Annotated in this window: 14 protein-coding genes; 5 read left to right on the top strand and 9 right to left on the bottom strand. The window is 72.4% G+C overall.

Features of this window, described 5'->3' with window-relative positions; translation table 11 throughout:
* The 5 genes from ACFO0C_RS42070 to ACFO0C_RS42050 all read right to left on the bottom strand — a co-directional run.
* The coding region (locus tag ACFO0C_RS42070) for a calcium-binding protein (RefSeq protein ID WP_378072440.1) at positions 1-689 on the bottom strand (689 nt) is incomplete at its 3' end.
* Positions 686-2,599 carry a fibronectin type III domain-containing protein gene (locus tag ACFO0C_RS42065; protein WP_378072439.1) on the bottom strand — a complete coding sequence of 638 codons (1,914 nt, stop codon included), beginning with the start codon at positions 2,597-2,599 and terminating at the stop codon, positions 686-688. The genes ACFO0C_RS42065 and ACFO0C_RS42070, both read right to left, overlap by 4 nt.
* A 113-nt stretch (positions 2,600-2,712) precedes the next feature.
* Positions 2,713-4,944: a calcium-binding protein gene (locus ACFO0C_RS42060; RefSeq protein WP_378072438.1), complete on the bottom strand. Its 2,232-nt coding sequence runs from the start codon at positions 4,942-4,944 to the stop codon at positions 2,713-2,715.
* A 32-nt stretch (positions 4,945-4,976) separates the two neighbouring features.
* Positions 4,977-6,932, bottom strand: coding sequence for a fibronectin type III domain-containing protein (locus ACFO0C_RS42055; protein ID WP_378072437.1), 1,956 nt, complete (start codon positions 6,930-6,932; stop codon positions 4,977-4,979).
* Between the two features lie 70 nt (positions 6,933-7,002).
* The gene (locus ACFO0C_RS42050; RefSeq protein ID WP_378072436.1) at positions 7,003-8,082 is read right to left on the bottom strand and encodes a hypothetical protein; all 1,080 of its coding nucleotides are present in this window, start codon (positions 8,080-8,082) and stop codon (positions 7,003-7,005) included.
* A 61-nt stretch (positions 8,083-8,143) separates the two neighbouring features.
* On the opposite strand from ACFO0C_RS42050, the gene ACFO0C_RS42045 reads away from it, so the two are divergent.
* Positions 8,144-8,503, top strand: coding sequence for a MerR family transcriptional regulator (locus ACFO0C_RS42045; protein WP_378072435.1), 360 nt, complete (start codon positions 8,144-8,146; stop codon positions 8,501-8,503).
* On the top strand, positions 8,500-8,841 hold the full coding sequence (locus ACFO0C_RS42040; protein ID WP_378072434.1) for a VOC family protein: 342 nt from the start codon (positions 8,500-8,502) through the stop codon (positions 8,839-8,841). The genes ACFO0C_RS42045 and ACFO0C_RS42040 overlap by 4 nt, the downstream gene beginning before the upstream one ends.
* On the opposite strand, the gene glgX is transcribed toward ACFO0C_RS42040, so the two are convergent.
* Positions 8,842-10,950: a glycogen debranching protein GlgX gene (glgX, locus tag ACFO0C_RS42035; protein WP_378072433.1), complete on the bottom strand. Its 2,109-nt coding sequence runs from the start codon at positions 10,948-10,950 to the stop codon at positions 8,842-8,844.
* Positions 10,951-10,992: 42 nt separating this feature from the next.
* On the bottom strand, positions 10,993-12,069 hold the full coding sequence (locus tag ACFO0C_RS42030) for a serine hydrolase domain-containing protein (RefSeq protein WP_378072432.1): 1,077 nt from the start codon (positions 12,067-12,069) through the stop codon (positions 10,993-10,995).
* A gap of 139 nt (positions 12,070-12,208) precedes the next feature.
* Here ACFO0C_RS42030 and ACFO0C_RS42025 point away from each other — a divergent pair, with 139 nt between their 5' ends.
* The 3 genes from ACFO0C_RS42025 (at position 12,209) to ACFO0C_RS42015 (ending at position 15,960) form a co-directional block, all read left to right on the top strand.
* The gene (locus ACFO0C_RS42025; RefSeq protein WP_378072431.1) at positions 12,209-13,597 is read left to right on the top strand and encodes an MFS transporter; all 1,389 of its coding nucleotides are present in this window, start codon (positions 12,209-12,211) and stop codon (positions 13,595-13,597) included.
* A 137-nt stretch (positions 13,598-13,734) separates the two neighbouring features.
* Entirely contained in the window at positions 13,735-15,045 is a 1,311-nt protein-coding gene (locus ACFO0C_RS42020; protein WP_378072430.1) for an MFS transporter, read from the top strand.
* 153 nt (positions 15,046-15,198) lie between these two features.
* Positions 15,199-15,960 carry a magnesium transporter MgtE N-terminal domain-containing protein gene (locus tag ACFO0C_RS42015; RefSeq protein WP_378072639.1) on the top strand — a complete coding sequence of 254 codons (762 nt, stop codon included), beginning with the start codon at positions 15,199-15,201 and terminating at the stop codon, positions 15,958-15,960.
* 37 nt (positions 15,961-15,997) lie between these two features.
* On the opposite strand, the gene ACFO0C_RS42010 is transcribed toward ACFO0C_RS42015, so the two are convergent.
* A complete protein-coding gene (locus ACFO0C_RS42010) occupies positions 15,998-19,327 on the bottom strand; it encodes an ATP-binding protein (protein WP_378072429.1) in 3,330 nt (1,109 codons plus the stop codon).
* A 14-nt stretch (positions 19,328-19,341) separates the two neighbouring features.
* Entirely contained in the window at positions 19,342-20,625 is a 1,284-nt protein-coding gene (locus ACFO0C_RS42005) for a hypothetical protein (RefSeq protein ID WP_378072428.1), read from the bottom strand.
* Between the last annotated feature and the right edge of the window lie 169 nt (positions 20,626-20,794).

Here is a 20,794-nt window from a genome sequence, read left to right as displayed (position 1 = left end):
ACCACGTCGTTGCCGGTGCCGCCGTTGACGCCGTCGGCACCTCCGCCGCCGTCGAGGTGGTCGGTGCCGTCGCCGCCGTCGAGCCGGTCGCTGCCCTCGTCGCCGTTGAGCGTGTCGTCGCCCTCGTCACCCCCGGCCACGTCGTTGCCGTCGCCGCCGTTGACGGTGTCGTCGCCCTCGTCACCGGCGAGGGTGTCGGCTCCGGGTCCGCCGGTGAGCGTGTCGTCGCCCGGGCCGCCGATCACCCGGTCGCCGCCGCTGACCGGGTCGGGCTCGGTGGTGCCGCCGCCCACGGTGTCGTCGCCGGCGCCGCCGTCGACCAGGTCGGATCCGGGGCCGCCGTCGACCACGTCGGTGTCGTCGCCGCCCTTCACCTGATCGTTGCCGTTGCCACCTTTGACCTGGTCGTTGCCGGGTCCGCCGATGACGGTGTCGGCGCCGTCCTCCCCGTCGAGGTCGTCGTCGCCGGGCCCGCCGTCGACGACGTCCCTACCGCCGCGGCCCTTGATGACGTCGTTGCCGCCGAGGCCGCAGATCACGTCGTAGCCGTGGGTGCCGAACAGGCGGTCGTTGCCGACCGTCCCGACGACGGTGCAGGCCTTGCCGGTGGCGGAGACGGGCTTCCCGCCGGCGTGCGCGGGGGCGGCCGTGAGGGCCACGATCAGCGAGGCGGTGGCGATGATCCTCATACCTGGGACCCCTTCACCTTGATCTTGACGGCTTTGGAGGGTGCCGAGGGCCCGGCCGCGTTCACGGCCATCACCCGCAGAGTGAGGCTGCTCGCCTTCTTCAGCTTCTTGGTCGTGCAGGTGCGAGCCTTGGCCGGTGCGGTGCAGCGGGCGACGACGCCGGACCGGCCGGACAGTTCGGCGCGGTATCCGGTGATCGCGGATCCGCCGTTGCCGGCCGGCGCCTTCCAGCCGGCGGTGACCTTGCGGTCCGACGACCTGGCGGTGACCTCGCGGGGCGCGCCCGGGACGGTGAACGGTGTCGCCGCCACCCGGTTCTGCGCGGGACTGGACCCGGACACGTTGGCCGCGGTGACCTCGACGAACAGCTTCTGGCCGGCGGTCAGCCCGGTGAGCACGCAGCTGTACCGGTTGCCGGGCGCGGTGCAGGACGCCACCGGCTCACCGCCGGTCGCGGTGCGGAACGCCCGCGCGGTGTATCCCGTGATCGTGGCGCCGCCGTCGGAGTCGGGCACGACCCAGGCCACGGTGATCCGGCGGGCGCCGGGGGTGAGATCGAGTTCCTGGGGCGCGGACGGCGCGTGGACCTCGCGGGTCGGCCCCGGTGAGGGCGATGCCGAGGGCGTCGGTCCGGGTTCGCCCGGCGGCGCCGGGGAGGGCGATTCCGAGGGCGACGGATCGGGATCGGGTACGGCCGTCGCCACCACCGCCACGCGGGCCGCCGGGTCGCCCTCGCCGAGAGCGTTCACCGCGCTGACCGCCACGTGGTAGGTGCCGCCCGCGTCGAGGTCGCCGATCGTGCACCAGCTGTCGGTGGTCTCGCACGAGGCGACCACCGTTCCGCCACCCGGACCGGCGTAGGCGCGGGCCCGGTAGCGGGTGACGGCCGAACCGCCGCTCGTCGACGGCGGCTGCCAGAACACCGTGGCCGTGCCCGCCCCGCCGATGCCGGTGACGCCGCGGGGCAGGCCGGGGGCGGTGGCGCTGGTGGACTGGGAGGTCCGTGGGTAGAACGCGGCCGCGGCCAGGTCCGCTCCGAGTCCCAGGTCGGGCGCCTCCAGCCGTACCCCGCCATCGGTTGCGGTAGCGGTGACCCTCTGATGCACGGTCGCGTCGCCGCTGGTGACCAGGTCGAAGCCGGTCGCCGCGGCCGACGCCGCGTCGGTGCCGGCCGCGGCGAGATAGGGACCGGGCAGGAAGAGGGTGACGAAGTTGCGGACCGCCTCGCCGGCCGCGTCGAGCTGCGGGTTGCCGAGGACGCCGAGGCTGACCGGCGGTGAGCCGCCGGTGTCGTAGGTGAGCAGGTCGGCGCGGGCCTGGGCGTCGGTCGCGAGGTAGGCGCCGTCGAGTCCGCTGGTGTAGAAGCCGGCCGAGCCCTCCAGGTCCTGGGTGCGGCCTTCGAAGCGGTACGCGGTGGCGTCGGCGACGGTGTCGCTGTCACCGCACGAGTAGCCGGCGGTGCAGTCGGTGTCGCCGCGCCAGGCCGTCGGTGTGGCCCGCCCGCTGACGGTCAGCTGGTACTTCCCGTCGGTGACGGCCCGGGTGACCCGCAACCCGGCCGCCGTCGCGTTGGTGAACCGCGGCACGAACGTCCCGGTCCGCAGCACCAGTTCCACGGTGCCGCCGGTGACCGCCGCCGGCTTGTCCGCCCAGCCGTCGACCGACCATCGCACCCAGTCGCCGTAGTCGTCGGAGACCGTGGCCGCGGCGACGGCCAGTCCCGCCGAGTCCACCGTCTGCGGGGAACCGCCGGACGGAGTGACCGTCGCCGAGGCGATGCAGTAGACCGACTCGGCCGTGGCGCACACGGTGTCCCAGGCGCCGGCCGGCAGGTCGTCGGGGGTCTGCGCCGGGGCGAACCCCAGTGGCAGCGCCGCCACCAGGGTGAGCGCGGCGGTTCGGCTGGGCATCGGATTCTCCGTTCACGTCTTCCGGGCGACCAGAAGAGGTGATCGGCATCACAAACCCTCAACTGAGGCCGTTCCCGGATTCAACTTTCCCCGCCGCCAGGTTTCCCGGCCGGTCAGGCTGACGGTGTGCGCAGGGTGAACTTCGGGATGGCCGAGGTGCCACCGGGCAGCCCGGTCGATGTCCAGGTGTCGTCGGAGGCGACGTAGTAGGTGCGCTGGCGGTTGGCGTTGTCCGTGATGGTGACGTTGCAGATCTTCCACAGGCCGGGCGTGGTGGTCGCCGGCAGCGTGCCGGTGAGCTCCCACACGCCGCCGGTCTGCTCGCTGCCGACCGAGTAGAGGTAGGTCTGCGCGCCGGTGGTGCAGAACGTGGCCGAGATGCCGTCCACACCGCTGACGTCGTCGGCGGCCTTCACCTTCAGCCGTACCTGCCGGTCGGCGCCGTTGTCGGCCTCGGTGGCCCCGATGTACTCGCCCCAGCTCATGTCGATCGTCGGCGCCTCGGTGTCCGACACCCCGCCGGTCACGGTCAGCGCCGGGATCCACGACTCCGGTGGCGTCGCGCCCTGACTGACCGACCGGTACCGGTTGGTCGCGTCGTACGCCCACACCGACACCACCTTCCACTCGCCGGTGGGCACGAACGCCGGCAGCGTGCCGCTGAGCTGGACCGTGCCGGACAGGTGATCGGTCTGCTGGGAGCTGTAGAGATAGACGTTGGGCCCACCCGGGACGGTGCTGGTGAGGCGGGCACCGAGCCAGGTCACGCCGGTCAGGTCGTCGGTCGCGTCGATGTCGAGCCGCACCTCCCGCGATTCGCTGTTGTCCAGGGTGGTGCCGGTCTGCCAGGTCGCGCTGGCGATGTCGATCTGCGGCGACTCCTCGTCGTAGACGTCGCCGGTCAGCGTCAGCGGGGCCAGGGAGAACTCGTCGTCGACGGTGACCGAGCCGTCGACGGAGGTGCTGAGCGTGTAGCTGCCGTCCGGCTCGATGTTGTAGTACGAATCCCGGTAGACCCGGTCGCGCAGCTGGATGGCGGCGATCGTCCAGTCGCCGGGCACCGACATGCGGGGCAGGGTGCCGACCAGCTCCAGGACACCGTCGTGGCGGTAACCGCTGATCGGGTCCCAGCCGTTCACCCAGAAGCTGGGCCCGCCGCTCTCCGGGTTGCGGAACATCACGCTCGTGCTGATCAGGCCGCTGCGGTCGTCGGTGACGTGGACCCGCACCCGGACCGTGACGTCCGCGGTGTTGCTGACCGGCCGGTCGATGGCCCAGCGTAGCGACGAGACCTCGATGCGGGGCGACTGGCGGTCGGTGCACTTGTCACCGCCGGCGTCGTCCGGGTCGGGCACGCAGGCGTTGAGGCCGGGTCCGCCCTCGACGTCGTCGTTGCCCGGGCCGCCGTTCATGGTGTCGTCGTCGAGGCCCCCGTCCATCGTGTCGTCGCCGTCACCGCCGTTCATGGTGTCGTCGCCGGAACCACCGGACATCGTGTCGCTGCCGGGCCCGCCGTCCATGTCGTCGGCGCCGGGCCCGCCGCTCATCCGGTCGTTGCCGTCACCGCCGGTCAGCTGGTCGTCGCCGGACCCGCCTCGCACGTTGTCGTCACCGTCGCCACCGGCCACCGTGTCGTCGCCGGCCCCTCCGTTGACGCCGTCGTTGCCGGCCCCGCCGTCCAGGTCGTCGGAGTCGTCGCCGCCGTCCAGCCGGTCGTGGCCCTCGTCGCCGGTCATGGTGTCGTAACCGGAGTCGCCGGTCGCCGTGTCGTTGCCGGTGCCGCCCGAGATCGTGTCGTTGCCGCCGCCGCCCTCGATGACGTCGGCGCCCGGGCCACCTCGTACGGTGTCGTCGCCCTCGCCGCCGATCAGCCGGTCGGCGGCCTTCGCCGGCTCCGGTTCGGTCGCGCCACCGTCGACGTCGTCGTTGCCGCCACCGGCCTCGATGATGTCGTTGCCCGCACCGCCGTCGAGGATGTCGTCGTCGTCACCGCCACGCAGCGTGTCGTTGCCTGCGCCGCCCTTGAGCGTGTCCAGACCGGGCCCGCCGATCAGCAGGTCGGCGCCGGCCTCGCCTTCGAGCAGGTCGTCGCCGGGCCCGCCGTCGAGGGTGTCGTTGCCGGGCCCGCCACGGATCCGGTCGTTACCCCCGAGGCCGCAGATCACGTCGGGGCCCGGGGTGCCGACGAGGACGTCGTCGCCCGGGGTGCCGACGATCGTGCAGGTCTTGCCGTCGGCGGCGACCGGGGCCGGAGCCGGCGCGGCCTGCGCCGGTGTCGCGGCCAGGACCACGAAGACCACGGCGGCGGTGGCGGTTCCGGACCTCGGGGAACGGATGATTCGCATGGGACTGTCCTCTGTCACGCTGTGGGAGGGGCTCAGCCGCGGACCTTGATCCGGATCGGCTCGGAGGGGACGGAGACGCCGGCCGCGTTCACGGCGAAGACCCGCAGGGAGTAGGTACGGCCGACGGTGAGCCCGCTACGGAACGCGCAGTCACGGAACGCCGGCTTGTTGGTGCAGCGGGCCACCAGCCCGGACGCGTCGGACAGTTCGGCCCGGTACCCGGTGATCGGGGTGCCGCCGTTCTTCGCCGGCGCCTGCCACTCGCCGGTGACCCGGCCCCGTGACGACGTGACCGAGACGTTCACCGGCGTGCCGGGCGGGATCCACGCCGTGGCGGCCGGCATGGTGGGCGCCTCCGGTCCCCGGCCCGCCGAGTTGACCGCGCTGACGGCGACGTAGAGCCGCTCACCACCCAGGCCGGTCAGCGTGCACGAGCGGACGCCGCCGCCGGACTCGCAGCTCGCGACGGGCACGCCGCGGGCCGTGGTGCGGTAGGCGTGGGCGGTGTACCCGGTGATCGGGGCGCCGCCGTCCCTGCCCGGGGCACTCCAGTTGACGGTGAGCCGGCGTGGGCCGGGAGTGAGCCGGACCGGCCCCGGTGCGGACGGCACGACCGGTTCGGCCGACGGCGATGGTTCCGGGGTGGGCGACGGTTCCACCGACGGCGTCGGTGAGGGGGACGGGGACGGTGACGGGTCGACCGGCGGTTCGGCCGGTGACTCCGGGACGACGGCGGCCACGGCGACCCGGGCGGCGGGGGTGCCCTCCCCGAACGCGTTCACCGCGCTGATCGCGACGTGATAGATGCCGCCCACGGTCAGCTCGGACAGGGCGCAGGTCAGGAGGGTGGTCTCGCAGGAGGCGGCGATCGTGCCGCCCGACGATTGGGTCCAGGCACGGACCCGGTAGCCGCTGACCGGGGCGCCGTTGGACAGCGCCGGGGCACTCCACCGGACCGTCGCGCCGCCGGCCGTGCCGGTCGCGGACACCATGCGCGGGGCGCTCGGCGCGCTCATGCCCCACGTGCCGGACGGTGTCGGGCGGTAGTGCACGGTCAGGGGAGACATCTCGGAACCGATGCCCAGGTCCATCAGGTCCATCCGGATCCCGCCGCCCTGCACCCCGCTGATGGCCAGGGGATGCCGGTCGGGATCACCGGAGGCGACCACGTCGAAGCCGACGGCCGCGGCGGCGCTCGGTGTGGTGCCGGCCGAGGTGAAATAGACCGGCGGCAGGAAGACCTGCAGGTTGTTGCGGACGGCCGCGCCGGCCGCGGTGAGCTGCGGGTTGCCGAAGGCGCCGAAGGAGAGCGGCGGATCCCCGCCCGGGTCGTGGGCCGGGAGGACCGGCCGGGCCTGGATGTCGCTGGTGACGACCGCGCCGTCGAAGGCGGTCAGGTACCCCACCGGCATGCCCTCGAGATCCTGGGTGCGTCCCTGGAACACGTTCCGCGGCTGGCCGGCCATGCTGTGGACTCCCCCGCAGGACACCCCGGCGGTGCAGTCGGCGTCGCTGTTCCAGTGCACGACGGTCGGGCTGCCGAAGATGTTGAGCAGGTTGGCGCCGTCGTAGTCGGTGGAACGGAAGGCCAGCAGCCCGCTGCGGGCGACCGCGTCGGTGTAGCGGGGCAGGTAGGTGCCGGTGTTGATGACCAGGTGAACCGTGCCGTTGCGGATCGCGGCCGGCTGACCGTCCAGGCCGGTGAGCGACCAGTCGATCCAGTCGCCGAAGCCGTCGGAGACGGTCTGCACGGTCAGGGTGAGCCCCAGAGCGGCGGGGCTCTGCGGACCGCCACCGCTCAGCGGAAGGATCGTGGCGTCCTGGACGCAGTAGACCGCGGCGGCGTCGGCGCAGGACGAGTCCCAGACGCCGGCCGGCAGGTCCTCCGGGGTGTCCGCGTGGGCGGGAACCGCCGGAAAGCCCGCGAACAACAGCGCGGAGGCGGCGGTCAGCGCGGCACGGCGACTCGGTTTCCGGATGGCGGGCATCGATGTGCTCTCCGTTCACGTCTTCTTTGACGACCAGAAACGTGTTCGGCAGCACATTGCGCGTACTTAGCTAAGGTCCGGCCTCTTCCTGCCGCCCCATACCGATCAGGCCCTGCGGGGCCGCCCCGAACCGGGCGAATCGAACACCGGGCGCGGGCGGGCCGGTCCGCCGGGCCACCCCCAGACCACTCACCCCCTCGACGGTCACCTCCACGATGTCGGCGTCGGCGAACAACGTCGTCTCCCCGCCGGCGGGCATCGTGAGGATCAGGTCGCCGTGGTCGCGGACCTCTCCTCCAGCCGCGGTCAGACCGGCCGCCCCGCTGATCAGGTAGGGGTCGAGATTGGGGTGCGGGGTGGCGATCAGCCGGTCGTCGCGGACCGACAGCACCCAGGGCAGGCTGAGCTCACCGCGCTCCGGGCCGAGCCGGGCCAGGGCGCAGCGCCGGCCGGCGGCATCGACGAACGTGACGATCGGGCCGACGTCACCACGGCCGAAGGTCCCCCAGGCGCGGGCGGTGAAGTGCATGCCGTCGTAGTTGCCGACGCCGTAGGTGATCGTGTCACCGGCGGTCAGCGTCAGCACCCACGAGCCGTCCAGCGGGAACAGCCGCGGGCAGCCCCACGAGGTGCGGTCACGGGAGACGATCACGCCGTCGTACTGCCAGTTCAGCAGGTCGGCGGAGTGGTACTGGAGGACCCCGGCGGTGCCGCCGCGGAGGGTGGCGGACAGCAGCATCCGCCAGTTGGTGCCGGCCCACCACACGTACGGATCGCCCATCCCGGTGACCCCGGACGGCGGCCCGCCGACCAGCGGGCCGGACGGGTCGCCGCGCCATCCGGTGATGCCGGGGACCGCGGCGGCCCGGGCGACGCCGCCGTCGGTGAGCGTGTGGAACAGGACCGGGCCGTCCGGGCCGGTCACGACACTGCCACAGCCGGACGGACGGTCGCCGGACGCGGGGCCGGACGCCTGCTCGGTCCAGATGATCAGATCGTCGGAGGTGGCGTGTCCCCAGGCCGGCCCGTCGCCGGACAGGTGCTCGTAGAAGACCTGGTAACGCCCACCGGAGGTGAGGACGCCGAAGAGCTCGCCGACACGACCGTCACGCGGTGTGAAGTGCAGCCGGGGCCGCGCCACTCGTTCCATGCCTCAGCGTGGCATCGACGCCTGTCCCGCGCCAGTGGGGAGTCGTGGTTAGTCTGACCGGGTGCCTTACACACCGGGGGAGACGGCGGAGCGACTCGGCGTCAGCATCGACACCATTCGCTACTACGAGAAGATCGGGCTGCTGCACGGCATCCAGCGGACGTCGGCCGGCCGGCGGGTCTTCTCCGACGACGACCTGTCCCGCCTCGGGCTGCTGCGGTGCCTGCGCGACTCCGGCATGCCGATCGCGCGCCTGCGCCGTTTCGCCGAGCTGCTGAGGCTCGGTGACGAGGGTGCCGAGCAGCGCACCGCGCTGCTGGAGGAGCACGACCGGGAGATCGACGCGAGGGTGGATCAGTTGCGGCTGGAGCAGAAGCGGGTCCGGGAGAAGATCGCCTGGTACCGGTCGGTGTCCTCATGACCGTCGCGTGGGTGAAGAGCCTGACCTTCGACTGCGCCGACGCCCTGGTCGTCGGCCGGTTCTGGGCGGCCGCGCTGGGCGGCGAGCTGGACAGTGACTCGACCAGCGACAAGGCCTACGTCGAGGCGCCCGGCTGGGGCGGCCCCAACCTGTGGTTCCAGCGGGTGCCCGAGCCGAAGACGGCGAAGAACCGGCTGCACTTCGACCTGCGTGCGCCGGACGAGGACGTGCCCGCCGAGGTCGACCGGCTGGTCAGGCTCGGCGCCACCGTGGTGACGCCGGGCGAGCTGACCGTCATGGAGGACCCGGAGGGCAACATCTTCTGTGTGGAGCTCTGACTAGTAACGGCACCTCAGCAGCACCAGCGTGTGCCGCTGCACGGTGAACTGCGTCCCGGAGCGGGCGGTCCTGCGTTTGGCGGCCAGCAGCGGGTCGGCGGTGTTGGCCGCCACCTCCCAGGTCCGCCCGTAGTCGCGGCCCGGCAGGGTGAAGGCGACATCCTCGTCCAGCGGGTTGAACAGCACCAGGAACGAGTCGTCCCGGATCTCCTCGCCGAGCGCGTCCCGTTCCGGGATGCCGTGGCCGTTGAGGAAGACGGTCATCGTCATGCCGCTGCGGGTGTTCCAGTCGGCCTCGGTCATCGGCTGACCGTCGCGGCGCAGCCAGGCGATGTCCGGCAGCGCCGAGTCGCCGGCCGGCTGGCCGGTGAAGAACCGCCGCCGCCGGAAGATCGGGTGGTCGGCCCGGAGCTTGAGCAGCCGCCGGACGAAACCGGTGAGCACGTCCTCGTTGCGGGCCTCGGCCCAGTCGACCCAGGAGATCTCGCTGTCCTGGCAGTAGACGTTGTTGTTGCCGTGCTGGGTACGACCGAGTTCGTCGCCGTGGGCGATCATCGGGACGCCCTGGCTGAGTAGCAGAGTGGCCAGGAAGTTCCGCTTCTGCCGCTCGCGGAGCACGATGACGTCGGCGTCGTCGGTCTCGCCTTCGACACCGCAGTTCCACGACCGGTTGTGGCTCTCCCCGTCGCGGTTGCCCTCACCGTTGGCGTCGTTGTGCTTCTCGTTGTAGGAGACCAGGTCGTGCAGGGTGAACCCGTCGTGCGCGGTGACGAAGTTGATCGACGCGATCGGGCGGCGGCCGTCGTCCTGGTAGAGGTCGGAGCTGCCGGTGAAGCGGGAGGCGAACTCGCCGAGGCTGGACGGCTCGCCGCGCCAGAAGTCCCGGACCGAGTCGCGGTACTTACCGTTCCACTCGGTCCAGTTGGGCGGGAACCCGCCGACCTGATAGCCGCCGTCGCCGACGTCCCACGGCTCGGCGATCAGCTTCACCTGTGACACCACCGGGTCCTGGTTGACCAGGTCGAAGAACGCGGCCAGCCGGTCCACCTCGTGGAACTCCCGGGCCAGCGCGGCCGCCAGGTCGAACCGGAACCCGTCGACGTGCATCTCGGTCACCCAGTAACGCAGACTGTCCATGATCAGCCGCAGGGACTCGTGGTGCCGGACGTTCAGGCTGTTCCCGGTACCGGTCGTGTCGTAGTAGTACTGCCTGTCCTCGTCGACGAGCCGGTAGTAGGCCGGGTTGTCGATGCCCCGGAACGACAGCGTCGGGCCCAGATGGTTGCCCTCGGCGGTGTGGTTGTAGACGACGTCCAGGATCACCTCGATGCCGGCCTGGTGCAGGGCCTTGACCATGGCCTTGAACTCCTGCACCTGCCCACCGCCCTCGGGGAACGACGAGTAGCCGTTGTGCGGGGCGAAGAACCCGATCGTGTTGTAACCCCAGTAGTTGGTCAGGCCCCGCTCGATCAGCCCGCTGTCATGGACGAACTGATGCACCGGCATCAGCTCGACGGCGGTCACCCCGAGACCCTTCAGATACTTGATCATCGCGGGGTGGGCCAGGCCGGAGTACGTGCCGCGGACGTCCTCCGGGATGTCCGGATGCCGGACCGTCATGCCCTTGACGTGCGTCTCGTAGATGACGGTCTGCCACATCGGGATCTTCAGCGGCCGGTCGTTGCCCCAGTCGAAATACGGGTTGATCACCACCGACCGCGGTGAGTAGGACGCCGAGTCGAAGTCGTTCACCGACCCGGCATCACCGAAGTTGTACGAGAACAGCGCCTGATCCCACTCGTAGGTGCCGTCGATCGCCTTCGCATACGGATCGAGCAGCAGCTTGCTGGGGTTGCAGCGCAGCCCCCGGGACAGGTCGTACGGCCCGTGCACCCGGTAGCCGTAGCGCTGGCCCGGCACCACCCGGGGCAGGTAGCCGTGCCAGACCAGCGCCTCCCGCTCCGGCAGGTCGATGCGGGTCTCCTTGCCGTCGTCGTCGAACAGGCACAACTCGACGCGGGTGGCCGCCTCGGAGAAGAGCGCGAAATTGGTGCCGCCGCCGTCATAGGTGGCGCCCAGCGGGTACGGGTTGCCCGGCCAGATATGCATGGGCCCCACCTTGCCCAATAACCGGCGTCAGGAAAACTGTGATCAGGTCAACGCGGCCATCAGCAGGCGCCCGGCCAGCGCCGGCGTGTCGCCGCCCATCTTGAGCGTGTTCAGCGAGTAGACCATCCGGCGGCTCAGGTCGAGCGTCGCGCCCATGCCGTTGTTGTAGCCCGGCCGGTCACCCGACTTGCCCCAGATCTCGACGCCGCCGACGATCAGCCGGCTCAGCCCGCAGCCGTACACCGCCTTGTCGAACGGCACGGTCAGCATCGCCGTCAGCTCCCGCCGCGGCAGCAGACGGCCGCCGAGCAGGGCGGTCAGGAACCGGTCCAGGTCGGCGGTCGTCGAGATCATCTCGGCGGCGGCCCACTGCAGCGACGGATTGGCCCGGGTGACGTCCACATACTCGCCGTCGATCAGCTCGTAGCCGTGCGCGTGCGGCCCCGGGATCGCGGTGTGCGTACCCGGCAGATAGGTGTGCCGCAGGCCGAGCGGCCGCAGGATGCCCCGCCGGATCGCGTCGGCGTAGGGCCGCCCGGTCACCCTCTCGATCACCAGCCCGGCCACGATGTAGCTGACATTGCCGTACACCTGCTTGTCGCCCGGGGTGAAGAGCGGCTCCTCGTTCCACAACACCTGGTAGCCGGGCTCGAACGTGTCGAACCGGTGCTCCAGGAACCAATCGCGGTCCTTGTGCGGGATCTCCCGCGCCCGCAGCCCACTGGTGTAGTCGAGCAGCTGCCGGATCGTGCCCGGATAGCCCTCCGGCAGCCGGTCCGGCAGGTAACGGCGCACCGGCGCGTCCAGCTCCACCAGCCCGGCCGCCACCAGCTGCAGCATCACGGTCGCGGTGAACGCCTTGGTCATGCTGCCGATCCGGAACCGGGCATCCCACGGCACCGGGCTGCCGCTGCGCACGTCACCCACGCCGGCCCGGCCGCACCAGCGCCCGGCCGACCCCTCGACGCGGACCAGGGCGCCACTCACCGCCGGATCGAGCGGGTCCAGCGCCGCGGCGAGCGCGGTCTCATTCACACCCTGGGCGTACGCGGGGACGCGCCCCGTGAGTGCCAGGGCGGTTCCGGCGAACGCGGCTCCGAGCAGGGTACGACGCTGCATGTCTGACAACCTCCGAAGTGGACTGGAACCCACTCTTCCCGGCCGGGTCGTCATGGTCATCCGGGCTGTTCCCGGAGCCGTACCCCTAGGAGATTTCAGCAACACCCCCGGGTTTCCCGGAAAGATCACGGGTAGAACCGTGAGAGTGCAACCGCGCCGCTACCTGATCCTGGCCATCTGCTGCATGAGCCTGCTGATCATCAGCCTCGACGTCACCATCGTGAACGTCGCGCTCCCCGCGATGGCCGAGGACCTGGACGCCCCCGTCTCCGGCCTCCAGTGGATCATCGACGCGTACGTGCTGGTCCTGGCCAGCCTGCTGGTGCTGGCCGGCTCGACCGGTGACCGGATCGGCCGGCGCCGCGTCTTCCAGGCCGGGCTCGCCCTGTTCACGATCGGCTCGCTGCTGTGCAGCCTGGCGCCGACCCTGGAGACGCTCATCGCGTTCCGGATGATCCAGGCGGTCGGCGGCTCGATGCTCAACCCGGTCGCCATGTCGATCATCACAAACACGTTCACCGAGCCCCGCGAACGAGCCCGCGCGATCGGCGTGTGGGGCGCGGTCACCGGCTTCAGCATGGCCCTGGGCCCGCTCGCCGGCGGTGTCCTGGTCCACTCGTTCGGCTGGCCGTCCATCTTCTGGATCAACGTGCCGGTCGGTGTCGTCGCGTTCCTGCTGGCCTGGCGGTTCATCCCGGAGTCGCGGGCCGAGCACCCGCGCCGCCTCGACCCGGTCGGCCAGATCCTGGTGTTCACCCTGCTCGCGACGCTCACCTTCGGCATCATCGAGGGCCCGTCCGAGGGCTGGTCCTCCCCGGTGATCGTCGGCTGCTTCACCCTGGCCGCCGCCTCCCTGGCCGCCCTGCTGTGGTGGGAGCCGCGCCGCGAGGAACCACTGATCGAGCTGCGCTTCTTCCGCAGCGCGCCGTTCAGCGGCGCCACCCTCGTCGCGATCAGCGCTTTCGCGTCGCTGGGCGGCTTCCTGTTCCTCAACACCCTCTACCTCCAGGAGGTACGGGGCCTGTCCGCCCTGCACGCCGGCCTCTACACCCTGCCGATGGCGGTGATGACGATCGTCGCGTCGCCACTGTCCGGCCGGCTGGTCGGCTCCCGCGGCACCCGCCTGCCGCTGCGCATCTCCGGCGTGTCGATGGCCGTCGGCATGCTCCCGCTGACCTGGGCCGGCCCGGACACACCCGCCTGGCAGCTGTTCGCCGGCTACCTGCTCTTCGGGTTCGGGTTCGGCATGGTCAACACCCCGATCACCAACACCGCGGTCTCCGGCATGCCCCGCGCCCGCGCCGGGGTCGCCGCCGCCATCGCCTCCACCAGCCGCCAGGTCGGCAGCGCCCTCGGAGTGGCCGTGATCGGCGCGGTCGTCGCCTCCGGCAGCGCCCCCGACGATCCGGCCGGCTGGTGGATCCTCTGCGCCCTCGGCCTGGCGGTCCTGATCATCGGCCACGTGACCTCGGGCCCGTGGGCCCGCTCCACGGTCACTCGCGCCACCCTCGACCGCGTCCCCGCCTGACCCCCCTTCCCCTTCACTTCCCCCGGCCCGTCCCTCTCCCCCGGGCCTGGTCGGCGGCCCGGTCCCGAAAATGGGGCGACAGGTGACATCGCGGGCCGGAGACTTGCCGGGTGATTCTCGGCGCCGCCCTCCGTTCCATGCGTCCCCCGTCCCCACTGGCCGGGCGACTGTCCGTGCAGTCGCTGCTGTTCGCCCTCGGCGACGGCGCCTTCATGACCGGGTCGGCGGTGTTCTTCACCCAGATCGTCGGGCTGTCCGCCGCCCAGGTCGGTCTGGGCCTGACCATCGCCGGGATCGCCGCGTTCCTGGCCGCACTGCCGATGGGCAAGCTGGTCGACCGTTTCGGGCCGAAGCGGATGTGGGCGGTCAGTGCCGTCGGCCAGGCGGGGATGTTCGCGCTGTGGCCCTTCATCACCGACTTCCGGGGCTTCGTCGCCATGGCCGTCGGCATGGAGATCGTCAGCGCACTGGGCCAGGCAGCCCACGGCGCGTACACGATCGACGTCCTGCCGCCCGGCGAGCGGGTGAAATCACGGGCCTACATGTACTCCGCGCTCAACCTCGGTTTCACTCTCGGCTCCCTCACCGGCGGTATCGCGCTGGCCTTCCACTCCAACGACGTCCTGCACGCCCTGCCCTGGTTCACCAGCGTCGTCTTCCTGGTCAACGCGGCCGCCGTGACCAGGCTGCCCCGGGCCTCCCACGACAATCGCACCGCCGCCGAACGCAAGATCAAGATTCCCGGGCCCGGTCCGCTGCGCAACCCCGGCTGGCTGCTCACCACCTTCTTCGAAGGGGTCTTCTGGACCAACCAGGTGCTGCTCAACGTCGTGATCCCGCTGTGGCTGGTGGAGCAGACCGACGCCCCGCGGGTGCTGCTGGCCTTCCTGTTCGGCACCAACACGGTGATGTGCATCTTCCTGCCGATGGTGACGGCACGCGGGGTCCACGGCATTCCGACAGCGCTGCGGGCGGTCCGGATCTCGTCGCTCTTCTTCGTCATCTCCTGCGTGATCACGCTGGCGACCCACGACACCGTCGGCTGGGTCACCATCGCGCTGGTCTGGCTGGGACACGTCACCGTGACCGGGGCCGAGCTCTACCTGTCGGCGGCCGGCTGGACCTTCGAGGCTGAACTGATGGACCCGCGCCAGCGCGGCGCCTACCAGGGGGCGGCCGGCCTGACCAGCACACTCGGCAAGGTGTGGGCGCCGGCTGTCTACACCTTCCTGGCGATGAACTGGGGTGCCGCCGGCTGGCTGCTGATCGCCGGCGTCATCGTGGTGGCCACCGTCGCCATCCACCCGTCGACCCGCCTGGCCCGCCGATTCCTGGAGACCCACGTCCCCGCCGACGTACTGGCCGACGCCCGCGCCGACGCGGCCCCCGCCCCGGCCGCGGACGAGGCGGCCCCGTCCCCCGCCACGAACGAGGCGGCCGCGAGATGAGCCTCGACACCTCGGTGTGGGTTCCACTTCGGTGAATCCACTGCCCGGCCCGCCGGTTCCGGTACTCGGCCGGCCATTCCGGCGATGTCGCGGACGCCCGCGGGGTGCTATTCCTGTCGGACCACGTTTGATCGAGAGCGCGAGGTGACGGTCATGCTGCCCGGCGGGATGATGCCCATAACTCAGCTGGCCGCGATGATCCGCCAGACCCCGCCGCAGTCGGCCGTCAGCATGCTCAACGGGCTGCCGCCGGACCGGTTCGTGGCCGTGTCGGACGCCCTCGGCCCGGCCGACCTGGCCCGCGTGATGCTGGCCGGCAAGCCCGGCACCCGCGCCAGGGTGCTGAAGATGTTCGCCGACCGGGACGTGGTCCGCGCGAGCGCGTCGCCCTCCCCCGAGCAGGCCGCCGGGCTGCTCACCGAGCTGCCGCCGGACCGGTTGCGCCACCTGTTCCGTGAGCTGCCCGAACCGGTCCGGGCCGCGTTGCTCACGACGCTCCCGGACGCACGGCGTGACGACCTGCTCGGCGAACTGGACGACGGCCACGCGCGGGACGTCCGGGCCCGGCTGTACGTGCGGGCGGTCACCGAGGCGCTGCGCCGGGCCAACGCCGAGGTCGACGTGCCGGAGAACGCCCCGCTGGGGGTCATGTGCGTCACCGCCTATCAGCGGGTCGTCGCGATCGCCGCGCACCTGGGCGACGATGGCCGGGCCGGGGTGACCGCCGCCGAGAACGCGGCCTACCGGCTACGGACCCATGGCGCGCTGGCGATCGCCGGCCAGCCGATCGCCGCCGAGGTCCGGCGTCACTGCGCCGAGGCCCACGAGCAGGGCCGCCCGCTCAGCGCCGTGACGTGGGCGAGCGACCGCGACGACGGCCCCCTCAAGCGGGTCCTCGCCTCGCTGTTCTCCTGATCTCCGGCGTGGAACAGGTAACGGGTACCGCGGCGGGTCAGGCGGTGGCCAGGTTCTCCAGGAGGTCGGCGGCCGCGTCCGGGCGGTCGGCGGTGGCATTGGTGACCAGGCAGTAGAGCAGGGCCGGCAGTGGGGTGTCGGCGGTCAGGGCCGGGTCCAGTTCGGCGCCGGCCAGCGAGGTCAGTGACAGCACCCGGGTGGTGGCCGGGGTGGCCTGCGTGGCGCGGGCCGCGACCGCCGGGGCGAGCATGGTGAGACGGTCGGCGAGCAGCGGCAGCACGTGGCAGCGGAACGGGCACGCCTGGCAGCCGGGTAGTTCCCGCGGTGGCGCCTTGGCCAGCAGGCGGCGCAGCCGTTCCTGGGCCGTCGCGAATTCGGAGGCGGCCGCGGCGCCCACGGCCCCGTCGCCGGCCGCCCCGTCACCGGCTGCCTCGTCGCCGACGGCCGTCCGGTCGCTCCAGTCGCGGCAGAGCCGGGCCAGCTCACGGGCGGCCTGATCGTGGCGGACCCGCTCGGCCGCCGGGACCGGGCCGGCGCTCGCCGGGCTGCGGGCCGCGAAGACGGCGGCCAGCCAGCGATACCCGGCCTGAGCGGACGCACAGTAGGCCACCCCGGCCTCCTGCCCGCCCCGCCACGCCGACCACGCCCGCCAGGCGCCGTCGGCTGAGCCGGCCAGCACCGAACGGAAGAACGGCAGCAACGCCGCGTCCGGCCGCCCCGCCCGGTCGAGCAGCTCACACGGCTCGGGGCAGTACCGGCAGGCCCCGTTCAGGTGCAGATACGTCCGGTCGGCCGGCTCGGCGCGGGGAGCCGCGACGGCCGGCTCCGGTGCCGGCGGCGGCATCCGCAGCAGCACCGGGGCGCCCAGTTCGGAGTCGTGCACGACGGCCACCCCCGGGCGCAGGTTGGCCAGGTGCCGGCTCTGCGCCTCGGTGAGCCCGGTCATCGCGGCCAGGACCGCCCGGTCGTCCGGCGCGGCCAGCCGGTGCAGGATCTTCACGTCGGTGTTCTTGAGCGTGTCGGCGGCCAGTTTGGTGGGGATCTGGTCGGCGATCAGGAAACCCTCACCGTAGGCGCGCATCTCGGCGAGCAGGTCGGTGAACATGGTGACCGCCTTGGCCTGCACGTCGGGGCTCTCCGCACCGCCGGACCGGGTGGCCGACAGCAGCCGGTGCGCCTCCTCGATCAACGTCAGGTGCCGCAGCCCCCGGCCGGTCGCGGCGCGGGCCTCGGCGTGTTCGTAGAGCAGGCACAGCAGCAGCGCCATCACGAACGACTTCTCCTCGTCGTCACCGAGGTTGCGCAGTTCGATGACGCAGGGCTTCTCGAAGATCTCGGCGACCGGCACGGACCGCGACCCGTTCAAGGTCAGACCCTTGGTGCCGACCATCAGGCTGCGGAGCCGGGACCGCAGTGCGGCCCCCATGTTCTGGTGGACCTCCGGGGCGTACGCCCGGCGTGTCAGCACCTCGTCGATCTTGTCGTGCAGATCGGAGAGCGACGGGACGACAGCGGCCAGATCGTCCGGCGACGGGTGTACGCCGAGCGCCTCGTTCGTGGAGGTGCGCAGGTTCCAGCCCCGCTCGGTGTAGATCTCCAGCATCGCCTCCTCCAGCACGTACGACATGCCGGCGAACATCGGGAAGGCGGCGTTGAAGACGGCCTTGAGCAGGTCGATGTGCCGGGCCAGGGAGGCACCGGCGACCGGGAGGAACGGGTTGAGGCGCAACGGCGAGTCACCGCCGATGGTGAGGACACGCACCCCCAGGTCGTGGCGCAGCGCGCGGTACTCGGCCTTCGCCGGTTCGATCACCAGGAACGGCACCCCGAGCTTCCGGTACGCCTCCCGCAGCAGATGCTGTGCGGTGGTGGTCTTGCCGAAGCCGGTCATCCCGGTGATGAACACATGCCGGTTGAGTGCCGTCCCGGACAGCCCCACCGCCCGCAGGTCGTTGCCCTGCGAGTCCTGCAGCATGCCCAGCGGCACCGTGTCCGGCCCGGGCGGCGGCGCGTTGACCGCGAAGTCGGCGACGTCCCGGACCGGGGTGCCCGGCACGTCCCGCCGTGGCGGCGCGACCACCACGGCCAGTTCGTCGGAGCTGAGGCAGGTGGCGAGGGTGTCGAACATGGCACCGAGCGGATGCCCGGCCCCCGGCTTGCGGGTGGTCAGCGACAGCACCGTGCCCTGCAGCATGGCGTCGCGGATCAGCCACGGCGCCGGCCGGATCAGGCGGACCGGCTCGACCGCTCCGGCGTCACCGCTGTAGATGCTGCGCAGCGCGCCGGCGACCTGGGCGAGGGCGGCGTCGCTGTCGGCTGCCAGGTAGACGGCGGTGCGCCACCAGCCGGTGGTACGGGCCGCCTCCATCCGGTCGATGTACTGCCGGATCAGCAGCTCGGCGGCATCGGCCCCGGCGTCGAGACGTTCGGAGCCGACGGTACGGCCACTGGTGACGGTGGTCCCGGAGGTGACGGTGCCCGGGTCGATCAGGTGCGCCCACTGCTGGGTGACGCTGCTGGCCTGCCCGAGCGGGGCGGCCCAGCGCAGTGCACGGCTCGCCGGGTTGCGGGTGCCGGCCAGGCTGCAGAACAGCTGGAGGCTGGCCAGGGCGGCGGGCAGCGCGCCACCGGTGGGCACCTCACGGCGGCTGGTGGACTCGGAGGTGGTGGTCTGCTCCGACTCGGTCACGGTGCGGCGGGCCAGCCCGTGCAGGTCGCCGCGCAGCTGACGGCAGCGGTCCAGGGCGGCGTCCAGGTCGTCGGGGGCGATCGGCTCGGCGACCACGACGACGGCGTATCGGCGGCCGGCGACCGCTGCGGTGAGCCGGTCGATGTTCTGGGCGAACGCGCGCGGGCCGATCCGGACCGACGGGACGCCGGTGACCACGCCGAGGGCCGGGGCGACCTGCAGGAACTCGGTGACCGTCGGCAACGCCACGGCGTCCAGCGGAACCGGCGGGCCGAGCCGCAGCCCCGGGAGGTTGGCCTGCAGCGCACCGGCCTGCCCGGCCAGGAAGTCGGCCGCCGAACCACCGGCCGCGGCCATCCGCCGGCTCCCGTAGTGGAACGTGTGCCGGTCACCGTCACCGTGCGCGACCATGACGGTGGCCTGGCCCGGGGTGTGCAGCGCGGTCAGCACGTTGGCCATCAGTGACGGCGGCGGGTTGTGGGCCCCGCCGAGTTCCTCGACCTGCCGCAGTACCGGGCGGGCCGGCGAGTCGGCGGTGTCGGCGACCTGCCAGCGGGCCGGTTCGAAGTCACCGAGGTAGCGGCGTTCCAGAGCGGAGAGCAGCAGCGCCGCGTTCTCGGCCGGCGCGACCTCCAGCTCGGCCGCCGGCGCGGCGGGGGTGAGCACGTCGTCAGGCATGTCGGCCTGTCCTCTCAGGAACGGCGCCACGGGGGCGTCGAGTCGTCGGCGGGAGCGGCATCGGCCGGAGGAGGACCGGACGCGGACTTCCATGGCGGCTCCGGCTCGCCGGCGGCGGGACTGGTACCGGAGACGGGACTGATCGCGGAGGTGGGACTGTCGCCGGTGGTGGGCCGCCACGGCGGTGACGGCAGCCGGCCGGTGGGGCGGGACGCCGCGACCGCCGCCACCGGGCGTGCGGTACCGGCCGGGCCGTCGATGAAACAGCCGCTCAGGGCCGGCCACCAGGCCGCGCCGACGGCCACGTCGAACTCCGGTTCGGTGGAACTCCAGACGCTTCCGAAGCGGGTCAGGGCGTCGGCGGCGAACGGCCAGACCGCGCCGAGGCCACCGACGACCACGGTCGGACGGGGGCCGGACGAGCGCGAGTCCGCGACGGCGCCGGTGATCGTGCCGACCGCCCGGTTCACCTCGTCCCAGCCGGCCATGTCGGCTCTGGTCAGACGCAGCGGTGCGGTCAGGTGGTCGGCGAGGACACCCCGCCAGGGCAGGGACCGGCCGGAGGGGGTGTGCCGCATGCGGGCGCCGTACTCCAGGGCGGCGTCGAGCAGGTGCAGGGTCGAGCCGGGTCGCACGCCCCGGCAGCGGTCCAGCACCTCGGCGCAGAGACGATCGGTCCAGGCACCACTGCCCGCGTCGATCCTCCGGCCGGGGCCACGCCGTACCGACAGGCGGTCTTCGGTGCGGACCACCTCGTACTCCCGGATCGTGGTCCGCCGTTCGCCGCAGGAGACGACGGTGACCGGACCGCGGAAGCCGGGATCGGCGTCGCCGGCCGGATCGGTGAGCCAGCGGCACAGCAGCGCGTCGTCGGAGCCGGCCGTGAGCAGATCGGGCAGCCCGGCCGCCGCCGCCTCCCGGCGCAGCTCGGCGCCCTCTCCCCCGGCCGTGCCACGGTCGGCCGCGTCCTCTCCGCCGGCCGCGCCCTCGCCGACCGCACAGAGTGGGTAGCCGCCGGCCAGCGTCGGGTCGCCGCCACCGAGGTAGGCGATCAGCCGGGCCCGCAGCCCGCGCAGGAACAGCGCACCTCCCGGATCGACCCGCCAGTGGTGGAGCCCGGACGACGAGGCGGTGAGGCTGCCGGCATCGCTGGCCCACCCGGCGGCGTCGGCGGCGTTCGGGATGAGGGCGCGGCGCCCGTCACCGACCGGATCGGTCCGGACCCGCCCACCGGCGGCCTCAGCCAGCGCGACGACCGTCCGGGAGTGTTGAACGTCGATGCCGAAGACACCGCTCACGTGTTCTCCCGCAGGCGCCGGGTCGCCGCCATCAGCGGCTCCAGGAACTCGTCGCGGACCCGGTGCAGCGCCGTCACCGCGCCGTCGGAGGCCGCCAGTGACGGCTGGGAGCGGGGCACCAGCCACACCATCGTGGTCTCGGCGGCCGCGGCGGCCAGGGCACCCAGCG

The organism is Actinoplanes subglobosus (assembly GCF_042650585.1).
Taxonomy (GTDB): domain Bacteria; phylum Actinomycetota; class Actinomycetes; order Mycobacteriales; family Micromonosporaceae; genus Actinoplanes; species Actinoplanes subglobosus.
Note: the sequence above shows the minus strand (reverse complement) of the source record. Positions and strands in the feature narration are given on the sequence as shown.